6 protein-coding genes are annotated in these 18,035 nt (G+C 50.3%); all 6 read left to right on the top strand.

The features are described from left to right. Positions 1–2: 2 nt before the first annotated feature. Complete coding sequence (locus tag CRO74_RS22900; RefSeq protein ID WP_097129272.1) at positions 3–1,592, top strand: RagB/SusD family nutrient uptake outer membrane protein; 1,590 nt, start codon at positions 3–5, stop codon at positions 1,590–1,592. Positions 1,593–1,693: 101 nt separating this feature from the next. Beyond that, positions 1,694–5,158, top strand: a complete 3,465-nt coding sequence (locus tag CRO74_RS22895) for a VCBS repeat-containing protein (protein WP_097129356.1) — start codon at positions 1,694–1,696, stop codon at positions 5,156–5,158. A 618-nt stretch (positions 5,159–5,776) separates the two neighbouring features. Continuing rightward, positions 5,777–8,908, top strand: coding sequence for a SusC/RagA family TonB-linked outer membrane protein (locus CRO74_RS22890; protein ID WP_097129270.1), 3,132 nt, complete (start codon positions 5,777–5,779; stop codon positions 8,906–8,908). 126 nt (positions 8,909–9,034) lie between these two features. Continuing rightward, a complete protein-coding gene (locus tag CRO74_RS22885; protein ID WP_097129268.1) occupies positions 9,035–10,516 on the top strand; it encodes a RagB/SusD family nutrient uptake outer membrane protein in 1,482 nt (493 codons plus the stop codon). A gap of 205 nt (positions 10,517–10,721) precedes the next feature. Further along, entirely contained in the window at positions 10,722–14,213 is a 3,492-nt protein-coding gene (locus CRO74_RS22880; RefSeq protein WP_097129266.1) for a VCBS repeat-containing protein, read from the top strand. Between the two features lie 208 nt (positions 14,214–14,421). After that, positions 14,422–17,778, top strand: coding sequence for a VCBS repeat-containing protein (locus tag CRO74_RS22875; RefSeq protein WP_097129265.1), 3,357 nt, complete (start codon positions 14,422–14,424; stop codon positions 17,776–17,778). Positions 17,779–18,035: the final 257 nt, after the last annotated feature.

Below are 18,035 nucleotides of genomic sequence, written 5' to 3'. Positions count from 1 at the left end.
ATATGAATTCATTTAATTATAAGACTGTTGGCCTGTTGACTGCCACCCTGCTGGTGGGTAGTGTAGGCATCAATGGTTGTACCAACCTGGACGATAAGGTGTTCGGATCACTTTCGTCAACAGATGCTACGCAGGGGTCAATCCGGCTCGACCCGGTGGCTACCTTACAGGGCGCTTATCAGGCACTTAATCCGATTGCAAACAGCCAGGGACGTGCTTACGCCTTGCAGGAGCACCCGTCCGACGAAATGATGGGTCCAACCCGCGGTACCGACTGGGACGATTTCGGGGTTTGGCGCAAGCTACACCAGCATACCTGGGATTCACAGCACATTGAAATCCTCAACGCCTGGAATGACCTGAACACGGGTGCTTTCCGGGCCTCGCAGGCTATTTTTGCAGCTGGCTCCAATACTCAGTTGGTTGCTCAGGCGCAGTTTCTGCGCGGCTTCTTTACGTCGAGCATTGTCGACCTGTGGGGCCGGGTGCCGGTTCGTCAGGTAACGGATGCGGCCGATGCCAATCCGGCAGTACTGAGCCGACAGGCCGCTACTAATTTCGTGATCAGCGACTTACGGGCTGCTTTTAATGTGTTGCCAGCCTATACGCAGGCAACCGCAAACGTAGCCAGCAAGGAAGCGGCAGCGGCTATGCTGGCGAAAGTGTATCTGAACCGGGCGGTGTATAACCAATCGCCAACAACTCCGGCAGGTCCATTTACGTTTGCCAAAGCCGATATGGACTCAGCCGTGTACTTTGCCAATCAGGTAATTGCTTCCGGCAAGTTTGCTCTGGCGCCAAGAGGCAGCTACTACGACAACTTTCACTGGGATAACGACCAGCGGTCAAAAGAGCTGATTTTCACCATTCAGAACACGTCAACGGCGCAGCCGGGTAGTGTGCAGAACCGTTATTTCATGACGGAGCACTACAACCAGTATATTGGTGCCTGGAACGGCTTCACGACACTGGCTGATTTCTACAACAGCTTCGAAGCGACGGATGAACGTCGGGGTGCGCAGCCCGCCGATCTTACACCAGCAACGGGTATTACGGCTGGTTTCCAGGTTGGTCAGCAGTATGGCCCTACCGGTCCTGCCGGTCCTGTCCCTCTGAAAGACCGCAGTGGTAATCCGCTGGTGTTCACGCCACAGGTCAACATCGCCCTGGCCAACGAAGTGCAGGGTATCCGGGTTGTAAAGTACCTGCCTAACCCGCTGACGTACAACAACCCAACCAACGACTACGTATTCCTGCGTTACGCTGATGTGTTGCTCATGAAAGCAGAGGCTATTTTACGCGGGGGCACTGATCCACAAGGCCAAACTGCTGCTACGATCGTTAACAACCTCCGCACAACGCGTGGAGCAACGGCCGCTTCGACCATTGATCTGCCTGCTGTATTGGCCGAGCGCGGTCGTGAGTTGTACTGGGAAGGCTGGCGCCGGAGCGATGAAATTCGCTTTGGCACGTTCCTGAACCCCGTCGATCAGCGTCCAACGACTTCACCTGCTACGGCGGTGCTGTTCCCGTTCCCGCAACAGGCCATCGACAGTAACCCGAATCTGCAACCACAAAATCCAGGTTATTGATTGCGGAAGTTGCCAATTGTATTGTCAAACAGCAGCCTGATCGTGGGCTGCTGTTTGCTTTTGTGAAGAGCTACCCCAAAGATCCCATTACCACAACACCCATGCTCAACAAACTCATCCTGCTCGCCATCACCCTCTTCACCCTGCTCGCTTGCCAAAAACAACCGGACCCGCTGTTCGTGAAGTTGACAGCCGAAGAAACGGGGGTCGATTTTGTAAATAGGAGTCTGGATAAGAAGAATTTCAATATTTTCAATTACCGTAACTTTTATAACGGAGGGGGCGTCGCTATTGGCGATGTCAATAACGATGGCCTGCCCGATCTGTTCCTGACGTCCAATTTTGAGGAGAATAAACTGTATCTCAACAAAGGGAGCATGACCTTTACCGATGTGACGAAGCAGGCGGGTATCATCGGCAAGAAATTCTGGTCTACAGGCGTCACCTTTGCTGATGTGAACGGCGATGGGCTGCTCGATATTTACGTTTGCAATTCAGGCAGCCGCGACGAACGGGGTAATCAATTGTATATCAATGAGGGAGTAAAAAATGGGGTGCCTGTTTTTACCGAAAGAGCCAAAGAGTACGGCCTGTGGGATGGTGGTTTTTCGACCCATGCCGCCTTCTTTGACTACGACCGCGACGGCGATTTAGACATGTACCTGCTCAACAACAGTTTTACGCCCATGGATCGGTTAGGGTACGCCAACACGCGTGAAACGCGGGATCGGTTGGGGGGGCATAAGTTGTTTCGTAATAGGAGTGAGGAGTTAGGAGCGAGGAGTGAGGAGCCATCCGGGAGGAGTAAAAAGAATGAGAAGGGAGATGGGACGATGTTTGTGGATGTTTCGGAGGAGGCCGGGATTTATGGGAGTTTGATTGGCTTTGGGCTGGGCATTACCATTGGCGATGTCAACAACGATAACTGGCTGGATATTTACATTTCCAATGATTTCTACGAACGCGACTACCTCTATATCAATAACCACGACGGCACCTTTAAGGAAGATATTGAGAACCAGATGGGGCACATCAGTCTGGCGTCTATGGGGGCCGATATTGCCGATGTAAACAACGACGGCAACCTCGATATTTTCGTGACGGACATGCTGCCCGATGATGATTACCGACTGAAAACGACCACCGCCTTCGAGAGTTACGAACTGGGGAAACTGAAGGAATCCCGTGACTTCTTCTTCCAGGATTCGCGTAATATGCTGCACCTGAATAACGGCGACGGTACGTTCTCGGAAATCGGTCGCATGGCGGGTACATCGGCCACCGACTGGAGCTGGGGCGCTTTGTTGTTCGATATGGATATGGACGGCCGAAAGGATATTTTCGTGGCCAATGGTATCCTGAAAGACCTTACCGATCAGGATTATATGGCATTTCTGGCCAGCAACCCCGATCTACAACCTATGATTGAAGGTACCAAGAAGTTCGACTACAAGGAATACGTCGATAAAATGGGATCACGTCCGTTGCCCAATTATGCGTTTCGAAATGAGGGCGATGGCATGAAATACGAGAACAAGGCCGTCGAATGGGGATTAGGTGAGCCCTCATTCTCCAACGGGTCGGCTTACGGCGACCTGGATAACGACGGCGATCTGGATCTGGTTGTTAACAACAACGATGCACCAGTGTCGATCTTCGCCAACACATCGGTCGAGAAGAACCATAAGAACTTCCTGCGCGTAAAACTCGACGGCTACGGCTACAACCGGAACGCTATTGGCGCTAAAGTGTACGTGTATCAGAAAGACGCCGATGGTAAGCCACAGACGCAGTTTTTGCAGCAGATGCCCAACCGGGGATTCGAATCGTCGGTCGATCTGACGATGGTGTTTGGACTGGATACTAATCCGCGCATTGATTCGCTGGTGGTTATCTGGCCGGATGATCGGAAGCAGCTTATTCAGCAACCGAAAGCCAATACTACTTTAGCGCTGGCACATAAAAATGCGGATCAACGGGCCACGTTTACGGCGTCTTTGCCCGCCAAAAATCAATTGTTTCAGGATGTAACGGAAGCATCGAAACTAAACTATGTCCATAAAGAAAATGAGTTCGTTGATTATGACCGCGATGGGTTGCTGAAGCAAATGTTGTCGCGCGAAGGGCCTGCGATGGCCGTTGGCGATGTCAATGGCGATGGCTTGGACGATGTATTCCTGGGCGGAGCCGTTGATATGCCCCGGTCCTTGTACGTTCAGCGGCCCGATGGCACGTTTTACCTACAAAAACAACCGTTTTTGCTCGATGCCATTTATACGGAAGATGTAGCCGCTACTTTCTTCGATGCCGATGGCGACAAAGACCTGGATTTGTACGTTGCCACGGGTGGAAATGAGTTTACTGACTCGACGTATACAGCTGACCGTTTCTATCGGAATGACGGAAAAGGGCATCTCACCTGGGATAGAACCCTGCCACGCACATTAGCGAGTAATTCCTGCGTAGTCGCTGCTGATTTTGACCTCGACGGTGACCAGGACCTGTTCATAGGGGCACGGATGAATCCGGGTCGATACGGTCAAAACCCGGATCAACTACTGTTGGTAAACGATGGCAAAGGCAATTTTCGTAAGGCCACCAAAGAACTCATGCCTTTTTCGGCCGATATTGGCATGGTCACAGATGCCGTTTGGGCGGATATTGATAATGATCGCTACCCTGATCTGGTACTAGTTGGGGACTGGATGCCTATTATAGTGCTTAAAAACAAAGGCGGTAAAGCGTTTGAACAGGTAGCTAGTGAAAACCTGGCTAACACTGGCGGCTGGTGGAATACCTTACATGCGGCCGACCTAGACAATGATGGTGATATAGATTTCGTAGCGGGTAATCTGGGCCTTAATAGTCGCATGGTCGCATCGGAAAATGAACCCGCTCATCTATACAGCAATGACTTTGATCAGAATGGCTCCTACGATCAAATTATCACCTGTTTCAGACCAACTACCGACGGCCGCGATGGAACCGTGGAAACCCGCGAATGTGTCATGGTGCAGAAGCCGGACTTACAGAAACGGATACCATCCATTAAAACCAAATACCTCAAGCATGTCGATTACGCCAAAGCCAGCTTCGAGGATATTTTTTCTGCCCAGCAGCGGCAGGGAATGACCGTCAGAACAGTGCAAACGGCAGAAACGTCGATGCTGATCAACGACGGCAAAGGCAACTTTATCCGTAAGGCCTTACCTGTGCAGGCACAAACCTCCCCGATTCACGCTGTTCTCACCAATGACTACAATGGCGATGGTAAACTGGACATTCTGCTGGCCGGTAACTTCTTCGATGTATTGACTGAAGTAGGGCGTTATGATGCCAATTTCGGGCTGCTGTTAACTGGCAATGGCAAAGGGAGCTTTGTAGCCACTAAGCCGTCTGAGACGGGCTTTTTCGTACGTGGACAGGTCCGACGGATGCAGACGGGTCGTAGCCAGAACGGTAAACAGTTTGTTGTACTGGCAAAAAACAACGACAAAGCGCAGGTTTTTTCGGTTGGCAGTCCAGTGGTTCCTCAAAAGCAGAAGGTGGCCATGCAACTCAGGTAGACTCATTCCGCTCACAGACGAGCTAGTTACAACTCCTGTGTCCTCCCAAACACAGGAGATAAGCTTTTTAGTACTATGTTTCTTATTTAGTGTATAGTAATAGTTGAAGTAATACATAGCTGTCTGATCCTTACTATTTAATCAACTCTTTGTTTAATAGAGGTCTTAACTCATGTATCGACAGTAAATGGGGATCTGCTTAGGGTTTACCCTCAAAAAAAAATAAGGTAATTACTTATACGTAGTCGAATTAATACTTATTGTAATAGTACAATATCGACTTTGTACTTATATTGCTGTATAGTTATCAATCAAGTAAATAAGCAATTTTTAATCTATACATAATCCTGTTTTATTTATAATTTTTAACATTAATTATGACTCAATATTGACGCTGGCTGAGACGATATTGACCATGATAATTTGTATTTTATTCTGAACATGATGTAATTCGCCACATGGTTCGGGTTTAGTTCAATAATTTCTAGTCATTTTAATACAATAAACTCTACAAAAAGCATTGTATGTGATGGGTGTATACTATTAGCCAAATAGAACTTATATAGCAAACTAAGCATCAACCAGGAATCACAATCCATTCATTTTTACAAAAAACCTATGATGAACAACTCCTACAAAATGAACCGCTTCGGTGGCAACGTAGGTCAGGTTGGTGAACGCCAACCCCAGTCAGTCAAACGGAAAGCATTGGTTAGCTTTCTGTCGATGCTGGTAATGGTACTGCTGTTGAGCAATTCGGCAGCATGGGCACAGGGCCGCACTGTAACGGGTAAAGTGACTGATCCAGCGGGCGCATCGCTGCCCGGTGTAAGTGTACAGCTCAAAGGCACGCAGCGGGGTACCAACACCGACGCTGATGGAAAGTATTCGCTGGCTAACGTGCCAGATAACGCAACGATTGTGTTGAGCTTCATTGGCTATACGTCGCAGGAAGTAGTTGTTGGCAACCGCTCGACGGTGGATGTGAAATTATCGGACGATACCAAAGCCCTCGACGAAGTAGTCGTGGTTGGTTATGGTACGGCAAAACGGAAAGACCTGACCGGCTCTGTGGTACAGGTAACTGCCAAGGATTTCAACGCTGGGGTAAACCCAAACCCACTGCAAGCTATTCAGGGTAAAGTAGCAGGTCTGGTTATTACGGCTCCTTCGGGCGATCCTAACCAGCAGCCCACCGTTCGTCTGCGTGGCTACACCTCGCTGGCCGGTGGTTCTGATCCACTTTATGTGGTAGACGGTATGATCGGTGTTCCTATCAACACGATTTCTCCTTCCGACATCGAGTCGATGGACGTGTTGAAAGATGCCTCGGCTGCCGCTATTTATGGTTCACGGGCTGCTAACGGCGTTATCCTGATTACTACCAAGCGTGGTAAAGCAGGTAAAACAACGGTCTCCTTTAACAACTACGTAGGGGTATCGACCATTTCCCGGCGGTATGAAATGCTGGACGCTCAAGGGTATCGGGATGCTGTTTCTCAAATTAAGGGAACTGCATCACTTAATGATAAGCAGCGTTTTCCGGATGGCAATTACAATACCGACTGGACGAAGGAGGTTACCCAGAATGGAACCGTTAACAACCACGACCTGTCCATTGCGGGTGGTTCGCCAACGTTCAGCTACCGGGGTTCGCTTAACTATATCAATCAGAACGGTATTATCAAAAAGACGGGTCTGGATCGTCTGACGGGTCGTATCAACCTCGATCAGAAAGCATTCGACAACCGACTGAACATTCAGTACAACCTGTCGTATTCGGAAACGAACAAAAAATATGACAATGGTATCATTGGCCGTGCGGTTACGTTCCTGCCAACATTGCCTGTTCGCAACGCTGACGGATCTTATTATGAAGTAGGTGGTAGTTTTGACCTCTTCAACCCGGTTGCCATGCTGGAGAACGTTATTAACAACGGCGTACAGCGGTATTTGCAGGGTGGTATGAACCTGCGCTATGAAGTGCTGGATGGCTTGACGCTGGGCGTTAATGGTCAGATACAGCGGGATAATAGTGTCGATAACCGGTACACCAATCCAGCCATCAAAGCCTATGCGGCCGACAATGGTCGGGCTAGCCGGAGATTCTACCAATCGAATACGAAACTGCTGGAATTGACGGCTAACTACACCAAAGGATTTGGTAACCAGAATAGCAACTACTCGTTATTGGGTGGTTATTCGTTCCAGAACTTTGATAATGACGGCTTTACTGCCGCTAACTCGGGTTTTGTAACCAGCGATATCAACTACAGCAACTTGGGTTTAGGGTCAGGTACACTGGTTAACCCCGGTAACAACTACGCTACTTCATACCGTAATAACGCGAAGTTGATCTCCTTCTTCGGGCGGGCATCGTTGAATTTGAACGACAAGTACAACGTGACGGCTACAATCCGTCGGGATGGTAGTTCTAAATTTGGTGCCAACAACAAATGGGGCGTATTCCCATCGGTGGGTGCCGGCTGGACCATTACCAACGAGTCGTTCTTCCCAAAAGGCAACACACTTAACTTCCTGAAACTGCGTGTTGGTTACGGACAAACGGGTAACTCGGAAGGTATTGCCGCCTACAACTCGATTCAGTTGTATGGTCAAAAAGGTACTTACTACGATGGTACGCTGGGCGACTTCCTGCCAGGCTATGGTATCACACAGAACGCCAACCCCAACCTGAAGTGGGAAGTACTGACCACCTCGAACGTTGGTCTGGATTTCCAGTTGCTGGGTGGTCGTTTCTCCGGTACAGTTGAGTATTACAACAAGCTGACCAAAGACATGCTCTATCCGTACTCGGTACCTGCTGATGGTATCAAGTACTTTGCCAACACCATTCTGGCCAACGTAGGCTCGATGCGGAACAGCGGTTTTGAGTTATCCTTCGGTGGTGATGTTATCCAGAAAGGTAATTTCTCCTGGAACTCACGAGTTGTGGGTGCATACAACAAAAATACGGTTGAGTCGCTGTCGAATGATCAGTTCAGCAATGGACAGGTTCGTTTCAACGCGTTCAACGGTCGGGGTCTTTCCGATGTATTTGCCTCTTATCTGACACCTGGTCAGGCGCTGGGCGAATTCAACAACGTGCCTACGTTTACGGGTGCTTACTCAGCTGACGGGCAGCCTCTGCTGAAAGCTGCCTCGGGCGACACACCGGTAACGGACGTGTCGAAAGCCGATGCCGCTGCCGCTGTTACGGCCGGAAATCCGTTGAAGCAGGGTAACCCACAGCCATTCCTGAACGCTTCGTTTATCAACACCTTCCGCTACAAAGGATTTGACCTGTATTTCCAGTTGCGCGGCACGTTTGGTAATACGATCCTGAACGCCATCCGGTCCAACCTGCTCATTCCGGGTTCTATTCTGGAAACCAATATGCTGCAGGGTGTAACGGATTATCCTAAAAATTACGGTGTGAACGTATTGTCGACCAACTGGCTGGAAAGCGGTTCATTTGTACGGTTTGATAACTGGCAGGTAGGTTATAACATCCCACTGCCAGCGAGCAAGTACATCACGAACGCCCGGATTTATGCTGGTGGTAATAACCTGTTCATCATCACCAAATACAAAGGCATTGATCCTGAACTACAGGTAAAAGCTGATTTGCAAAACAATGGTCAGCTTCAGCAGGCACCTAACGCCGTTGGTTTAGATGGTGGTGGCTACGGAAACGTTGTTTACCCAAAAACCCGTACGTTCCAGTTAGGTGTTAACCTGACGTTCTAAATGGTTCTTGTTCACAAACCGGATTAATACAAAAAAATATCCGGTTTGTGAAAACTGTTTTAATTAACACAGCGTACGTAGTTTGTCAACACTAACGCTGTAACTAGTTAACTATCAAAAACTTCTATGAAACAAATAAATATAAAATTGCTTCTGGGCTGCTCGGCGCTGATGCTGGCAGGCCAATCCTGTACCGATCTGACCGAGACAACCTATGACGTTATTCCTACGAGCGGTACCTTCGGTAGTACACCCGCACAGGCATCTGCGCTGATTGGTCCTCTCTATAATGGTCTGGGTGATTATTACGGCAATATGTCGAACCTGAACACCACTACGGATGAGCAGATTGTGCCAACCCGCGGTGGTGACTGGAAGGACGGCGACAACTGGAAACGCCTGTATCAACACACCTGGGACCCCATTACCGACAATGGTCAGTTCAACGGCCCCTGGACCTGGTGCTACAACAACATCACCAGTATCAACCAGCAGTTAGGCACCATTACCGATGCCAACACCAAGGCTGAGTTACGGGCTCTGCGGGCGTTCTTCCACTACCAGGCAATGGATTTGTTTGGTAACGTTATTATTTCTGATGCCGTAACGGCGGCTACACCCAAGCAGAATACTCGGGCTGAAGTGTTTGCTTTCGTTGAGAAAGAACTGCTGGCGGTCTATCCTAGCCTGAGCGATGTATCGGGTGGTGCATACTATGGCCGGATGAACAAGTACGTAGCCGATATGATTCTGGCTAAAATGTATTTGAACGCACAGGTGTATACAGGTACCCCCCGCTGGGCTGATTGTATCACGCGTTGTGATAACCTGATCAAGTCGGGTAAATTCCAGATTTCCGGTGATTACCTGAGCAATTTCTCTGTTCAAAATCAGAACTCGCCCGAAACGATTCTGGCAACACCCTTCGACAAGTCGAAGCGGGATGGGTTTAACCACCAGATGAAAACGCTTCACTACCTGAACCAGTTGACCTATAACCTGGGCACAGCTCCCTGGAATGGTTGGGCTACGGTAACGGAGTTCTACAACTCGTTCGACGATAAGGATATCCGGAAAAAGCAGTGGATCGTTGGCCAGCAGTATAAAGCCGATGGTACGCCGTTGAAGGATGATGCCCTGGACATGGTGTACCGCCCCGAAATCGAATCGTTTACCTTCGATGCCGGTGCCAACGGTCGTTTGGCGGGTGCGCGCAGCCAGAAGTACGAGATTCAAAAAAACAACTCGTTTACCAGCCAGGATAACGATTTCGTCGTCTATCGTTTAGCTGACGTGTATATGATGCGTGGTGAAGCTAACTTCCGCTTAGGTAATGTGGGTGCTGCACTACCCGATTTTAACGTTGTTCGTAAACGGGCCGGTATGCCGGATTATACCAGCGCTACCCTGACACTAAACGAAATCCTGGCTGAGCGTGGTCGTGAGCTGGCCTGGGAGCAACACCGTCGGCAGGATCTGATCCGTTTCGGACAGTACACGAAGGCATGGCGCTTCAAGGAGGCTTCACAGCCCTTCCGCCAGCTGTTCCCGATTCCGAAGGATCAGTTGTCGCTGAACCCGAACCTGAAGCAGAATCCTGGTTATTAATTTGCCGGATAATGGGTGAAAACGAGCAGGCTCCTACGAGTCTGCTCGTTTCATTTTTGGCTGATTAAAAGCCTATTAATCGTATTTCTGAGGTGTAAGAACTTCGGTAATTACTTATCTTTGTAGCCCCTGTTTTCTGAAATAATACATTTGAGCGATAACTTGTCTTAACGATAACTTTCTTATAATTCACGTACCTGTGCTAATGCGCATCCGTTTACTAGTACTGGCAATAGGCCTGCTTGCCGGTTGTAGATCCGAACAGCAACAACCATCAGATCCGCTGTTTCGAAAATTACCCGCCGAAGAAACCCACGTTAATTTCATCAATACCGTTACCGACGACAAAGACTTTAACGTCTTTAACTATCGAAATTTCTATAATGGCGGAGGGGTGGCTATCGGCGACGTGAACAACGATGGCCTGTCGGATGTGCTCATGATCGCTAACATGGGCGATAATAAACTGTACCTGAATCGGACCTCAACCGGCAAAACCGTGTCGGAACAAACCGGCATCCAGTTCGAGGATGTGACCGCCAAAGCGGGTATAGCGGGTAAGCATGCCTGGAGTACGGGTGCGACTTTTGCCGATGTCAATGGCGATGGTCGGCTGGACATCTACATCTGTAATGCCGGTAACCGCGATGGCGACGACCGCGCCAATGAACTCTTCATCAACAATGGCAACGACGCCAGCGGTGTCCCTACCTTCACCGAACGGGCCGCCGAATATGGGCTGGACGACCGGGGCTACTCAACCCATGCCGCCTTTTTCGACTACGACCGAGATGGCGACCTGGATATGTACCTGCTCAACAACAGCTTCATGCCCGTCGGGAAACTGCAATACGCCAACCTGCGGTCGCAACGGGACTCGCTGGGGGGGCATAAGTTGTTTAAAAATAGGAGCGAGGAGCGAGGAGCGGGGAGTGAGGAGCCATCCGGCGGTAGTAAAAAAAGTAAGAGTGGGGCGAATGAAGGAAAGGGAAAGAGCGCTACGGGGACGATATTTGTGGATGTTTCGGAGGAGGCTGGGATTTATGGGAGTTTGATTGGCTTTGGGCTGGGGATTACCATTGGCGATGTGAACGACGATAACTGGCTGGATATTTATATTTCCAACGATTTCTACGAACGCGATTACCTCTATATCAATAACCACGACGGCACCTTCCGGGAGTCGATCAAAGAGTCGATGCCGCACACGAGTCTGTCATCCATGGGGGCCGATGTGGCCGACATGAACAACGACGGTCGACTCGATATTTTTATCACCGATATGCTGCCCGGTAACGACCGGCGGCTAAAACGAACATCCAGCTACGAAAGCCACGACCTCGAACAGATTAAAGTTGGCCGGGATTTCCATTATCAGTTCATGCAGAATATGCTGCACCTGAATCAGGGTAATCAGCCAGGAAATGGGGGACTACCGGTTTTCAGCGACATCGCCCGGTTCTCGGGAGTTCAGGCTACCGACTGGAGTTGGGGTGCTCTGTTGTTCGACATGGACAACGATGGGCAAAAAGACATATTCGTGGCCAACGGTATTGCCAAAGACGTAACCGATCAGGATTTTATCAATTTTCTGGCAGACGGGGAAAATATGGCGCAGATTGCCCGGCAGCGAGCCTTTAACTTCAAGGAGTTTCTGGATAAAGCGCCATCGGAAGGGGTGCCCAATTATGCTTTCCACAATGAGGGCGGGCTACAGTTTACCAATAAAGCGTTCGACTGGGGCCTATCGGAACCGGATTTTTCCAACGGAGCCGCGTATGGCGATCTGGACAATGATGGCGACCTGGATTTGATCGTCAACAACATGAATGCGCCGGTGGCTATTTACCAGAATCAATCCGTTGAGAAACACAAGACCAACTACCTGAAAATAAAACTGGAAGGCACCGGCATGAACCGAAACGCCATTGGTGCCCGCGTGTTTTTGTACCAGCCCGCACAAACGCAGTTGCTCCAGCAGATGCCGAACCGGGGCTTTGAATCATCCGTCGACCTGAATCTGCTCTTTGGGTTAGGCACCAGCCCCAATATTGATTCACTCGTGGTCATCTGGCCGGACGATAAGATGCAGACCCTGCGTAAGCCGAAAGCCAACCAGATGCTAACGCTTCGGCAACAGGATGCCAACCAGCTTTGGAAACCAGTCACCGTCAGTCAGAAACCGTTTTTTCAGGACAATACAGCCGCTTCGGGCCTGAGCTACCTGCATCAGGAAAGCCCCTTTGTCGATTACAACCGGGATGCTTTGCTCAAACAGCAACTGTCGACCCAGGGCCCGGCACTGGCAACCGGCGATTTGAACGGCGATGGGCTTGACGATGTATTTTTTGGTGGTGCCAGCGGGCAACCGGGCCATTTGTTTGTCCAGCAACCCACCGGTCGCTTTGCTGATAAAACGCCCGCTGCCATGCGGCAGGATACGACCTACGAAGCGGTCGACGCCGTTTTTTTCGATGCTGACGGCGATAAAGACCTTGACTTGTACGTGGTGTCGGGAAGCAACGAATTTGGTGAAGAGACCGACGAACTGCTGGATCGGTTTTACCTCAACGATGGCAAAGGAAACTTCGCCCGTTCGGAAACGGCTTTGCCCAATTTGAAGGCCAATGGCTCCTGCGTAGCGGCCGCCGACTTTGACCGGGACGGGGACATCGACTTATTTGTTGGTTCACGAATGATTTCCGGCCAGTATGGTCGCGACCCGGCCAGTTATCTGCTGTCTAACGACGGCACCGGGAATTTCAAGAACTACACCAAGCGGTCGCTGGCCGATGTCGAGCAATTAGGAATGGTAACGGATGCCACCTGGGCCGACCTCAACGGCGATTCGTACCCCGAACTGGTGGTGGTAAGCGATTGGGGCCCCGTGCGGGTTTTTGAAAACAAGCGCGGAAAACTGAGCCAGAATCCCGAATTCGCTATCAAAAACGTGCAGGGCGACGTCCTGAAAACGAATGGCTGGTGGAACTGCGTAACTGCCGGTGATGCCGACGGCGATGGTGACCTTGATCTGGTCATTGGCAATCTGGGTACGAATTCACGCATTAAAGCCACTCAGACAATCCCCGCCGAACTCTATACCGGCGATTTCGACCATAACGGCACCGTTGAGCAAATCATCAACTGCGCCGACGAAACGGGCGAACTGTATCCAATGGTGCTAAAGCAGGAGTTGCAAAAGGCGATGCCGACGATCAAGAAGAAATATGTGAAGTTTCAGGATTATGCAGGTAAGAAGATTACCGATATGCTGGACGAAGATCAACTGAAGCAAGCGGTCGTGAAGCAGTCGTTTATGGGAACAACGGTTATCCTGCTGAACGACGGCAAGGGAAAACTGACGTTGCAACCTTTACCGGCCGAGGCTCAGTTCTCGCCCGTGTGTGGTGCCCTCTTCACGGATTACGACCACGACGGACGTACGGATCTGCTGCTGACCGGCAACTTTCTGGATGTACTCCCCGAAATCGGGCGCTACGACGCGAGTTACGGCGTTACCCTTCATAACAAGGGAAAAGCGGCCAACGGCACCATTCAGTACGAATCAGTCAATCCGGCGGTATCCGGCTTTTTCGTCCGTGGACAGGTCAGGCACGTCGCCCAACTAAAACAGGGGCAAATTATTCTGGCCAAAAATAACGACCGGGCGCAAGTGTTTTTTTTAAGTAGTGAGTAGTTAGGAGCGAGGAGTGAGGAGCCATCCGGCGGTGTGAAAACCATCCGGTTTCTTTCTCCTTATCGCACTAGTAGCTCTTCTAATTATTGATAAATGAATATAAAAGGAGTTAGGAGAGAGGAGTCATCTAGCGGCACAACATGCCGGTCCGCCGACCGGCTGCGGTGCGGTCGGCCCTCCTCACCCCTCGCTCCTCACTCCTAATACTATGAACCGTATTCTTCTATTTATCAGCGCTTTGGCGTTGACGGGTTGTAATCCATTCAAATCCGAAAAAGCCCTTTTTCAATCGCTCGATTCGACCCAGACGGGCGTGGGGTTTATCAATCAGCTAATGCCCAACGAAAAGCTGAACATCCTCGACTACCTGTATTTCTACAACGGCGGGGGTGTTTCGGCGGGCGATATCAATAACGACGGTCTCACCGATCTGTACTTTGTATCCAATCAGGGGAAGAACAAGCTGTACCTCAACAAGGGAAACTTTAAGTTTGAGGATATAACCGCCAAAGCGGGTGTCGAAGGGTTTGCAGACTGGCAAACGGGCTCCACTATGGCCGATGTAAACGGTGATGGCCTGCTCGATATTTACGTTTGTGCCGTGGGTAATTTCCGGGGTCAGGAAGGTTCCAACGAACTGTACATCAACAACGGCGATGCAACCTTTACCGAAAAAGCTGCCGATTACGGGCTCGACTTTACGGGTTTCTCGACCCAGGCCGCTTTCTTCGATTACGACCACGACGGCGATCTGGATTGCTACCTGCTCAATCACGCCATTCACACCTCCCGCAGTTACGACCGCGTTTCGGCCCGGAATTTCCGGAACAACGAATCGGGCGATTACCTGTACGAAAATCAAATGATCACCAAGGCCGGGAAAGCGCCTGCCGGAAAAATTCCCCGGTTCCAGAACGTGAGTGAGCGGGCGGGCATCTTCGGGGCGGCTATGGGCTACGGACTCGGTATTTCGGTCGCCGATCTGAATAACGATGGCTGGGAAGATATTTACGTCTCTAACGATTTTCACGAAGACGATTATTACTACGTCAATAACCACGACGGGACCTTTACCGAAAGCGTACGGAAAGCCTTTCAGCACACCAGCCGCTTCTCGATGGGGAACGACATTGGCGATGTGAACAACGACGGTTTTGCCGATGTGGTCACGCTCGACATGTATCCCGAAGATGAAACGGTGGAGAAATCGTCGCTGGGCGAAGACCCGCTGGATATTTACACCTACAAACTGGCGTACGGCTACATGAACCAGTACAGCCGGAATTGCCTTCAACTAAGCCTTTCGGGCAAAAAATTCATGGACATCGGCGCGATGTCGGGTGTAGCTGCTACCGACTGGAGCTGGTCGCCGTTGCTGGCCGATTACGACAACGATGGGATTAAAGACCTGTTCATTACGAACGGCATTGTCCGGCGCCCCAACAACCTGGAATACGTGAAGTTCGCGGCCGACGACTCGCTGCGGTATGCCATGGAAACATCGAAATCGCTCGATGAGCGGGCTACCAAACTCATGCCCGAAGGCAAAGTACACAACTACCTGTACCGGGGCACGCCCTCGCTTCGGTTCGAAGATAAGTCGGCGGCCTGGGGTTTCGAACTGCCCAACTACTCGAACGGTTCCGCCTACGCCGACCTCGATAACGACGGCGATCTGGACCTCATTACCAACAATATCAACGACCCGGCCAGTTTGTACCGCAATGAAGCCACGACCTTGTTTCCCGACAATACCCATCTGACCGTTAAGCTGAAAGGCGATTCGCCCAACACCTTTGGGGTGGGAGCGAAGGTGATTTTAAAGTACGGCAAAGACAGCCTGATGATGCAGCAGCTGATGCCAACGCGCGGCTTCGAATCGTCGGTGGCACCGGAGCTGTTGTTTGGATTAGGCAAGCGGGCCAACATTGATTCGCTGATCGTTATCTGGCCGAATCAGCAAATGGAGGTGCGCACCAACGTAAAAACGAATCAGGCGATCACGCTGAAACAGACGGATGCCAAACTCGATGGTGCCGGATTCGTTTATACAAATCCGCTTATGCAGCCCCTGTTCGCGGACGTATCGACCGCCGATTCGATTCCGTATCAACACAAAGAGAATAAAGAGTATTTCGATTTTGTGCGGGAGTCGCTGATGCCCTTCAAAGTATCGACCGAAGGGCCGCACCTGGCCGTTGGCGATGTGAACGGCGATGGCCTGGACGATCTGTACGCCGGTGGTGCCAAGTGGCAGTCGGGAAGTTTACTCGTGCAGCAGGCGAACGGAACATTTAAACCATCGGTACAATCGGCCTTTACCAACGACTCGACGTACGAAGATGTCGATGCCGTTTTCTTCGATGCCGATGGCGACAAAGACCTGGATTTGTACGTCGTGTCGGGGGGGAATGAGTTTTACAACAAAATGCCGGAGCAATTCGACCGGCTCTACCTGAACGATGGCAAGGGGGGCTTTACCCGTTCGCTGAATGCGCTGCCCGCCATGTACGACAATAAAAGCTGCGTCCGGCCTTTCGATGTGGACAACGACGGCGATCTGGATTTGTTTGTGGGTGGGCGTGTGGTGGGTTTCGGCTACGGCAAATCACCCAATTCCTATCTGCTGATCAACAACGGGAAAGGCACATTTACCGACCAGATTGATAAGCTCGCACCGGGCCTTCGGAACGTAGGCATGGTTACCGATGCCGTATGGGCCGATTATGACGGCGATAAGGACCAGGACCTCATTGTAGCGGGCGACTGGATGCCAATTCGTATTTTCGCCAACGACAAAGGGAAATTCTCAGAGGTAAAATCCATTACCGATACCCCACTGAATGGGTTCTACCAGCGCATCATTGCCGCCGATTTCGACCGGGACGGCGATATTGACCTCGTAGCAGGAAACATCGGCACCAACACCAAGTTCCGCAAAACGCCCGATTCGCAGTTGCGGATGCTGGTGAAGGATGTGGACAATAACCAGAGCGTGGAGCAGATCATTTCGTATAATCGTGGGGATGAGTGGTATCCGCTGGCTTTCAAAGACGAACTGGGCAAGCAAATGCCGAGTATCATCAACAAACGATTTACTGACTATGTATCCTTCGCCGGGAAGCCGCTTGGTGATGTATTGAAAGATGAGGAACTGAAAGGAGCCGATGAACTTACGGTTAACCAGTTTGCGTCTGTCTATCTGGAAAATAAGGGCGGCAAGGATGGTAATCCACAGTTTGTTGTTCACGAACTTCCCCTGATGGCGCAGGTGTCGAAGTTGTTTGCGCTACAGGCTATCGACATCGACCGGGATGGTGATCTGGACCTACTGGGCGGAGGAAATTTTTACGGTGTCAGTACCTATCAGGGGCGCTACGATGCTGGTTACGGGCTGGTGCTGCGAAATGATGGCAAAGGAAATTTCGCAACGCTGTCGCCTGTTGATTCCGGTTTTCAGCTTAATGGCGAAATACGGGATATCCGTCCGGTGCGTTCGGGGCAGGGCGTCCGAATTGTTGTTGCACGAAATGACGCTGGTATGCAGGTATTCAAATCGCTGTAGTAGATTCTTTGCTTATTGAGCAATAACTAATAACCCAGTAATTTACTAACCAATAGTTCAAAGTCGGTAGAGACGCGTAAGCACATGCGTCTCTACCGACTTTTATTTGGCAATTCAAATGATATAATTAATCTATAGGTCAAAATATAATTAACGTTATAATAGTTTGTATTTATCGATAAAACTAGAATATAATATTACTTGGTTTAGAAAATTCAGTTGGTTGTTGCGTAGTTTTATAGAATAATTATAGTGGT

It is taken from the genome of Spirosoma fluviale (genome assembly GCF_900230225.1).
In the GTDB taxonomy this organism is placed as follows: domain Bacteria; phylum Bacteroidota; class Bacteroidia; order Cytophagales; family Spirosomataceae; genus Spirosoma; species Spirosoma fluviale.
The sequence above is the reverse complement of the archived record's forward strand: the minus strand, read 5'-3'. Positions and strand labels throughout refer to the sequence as shown.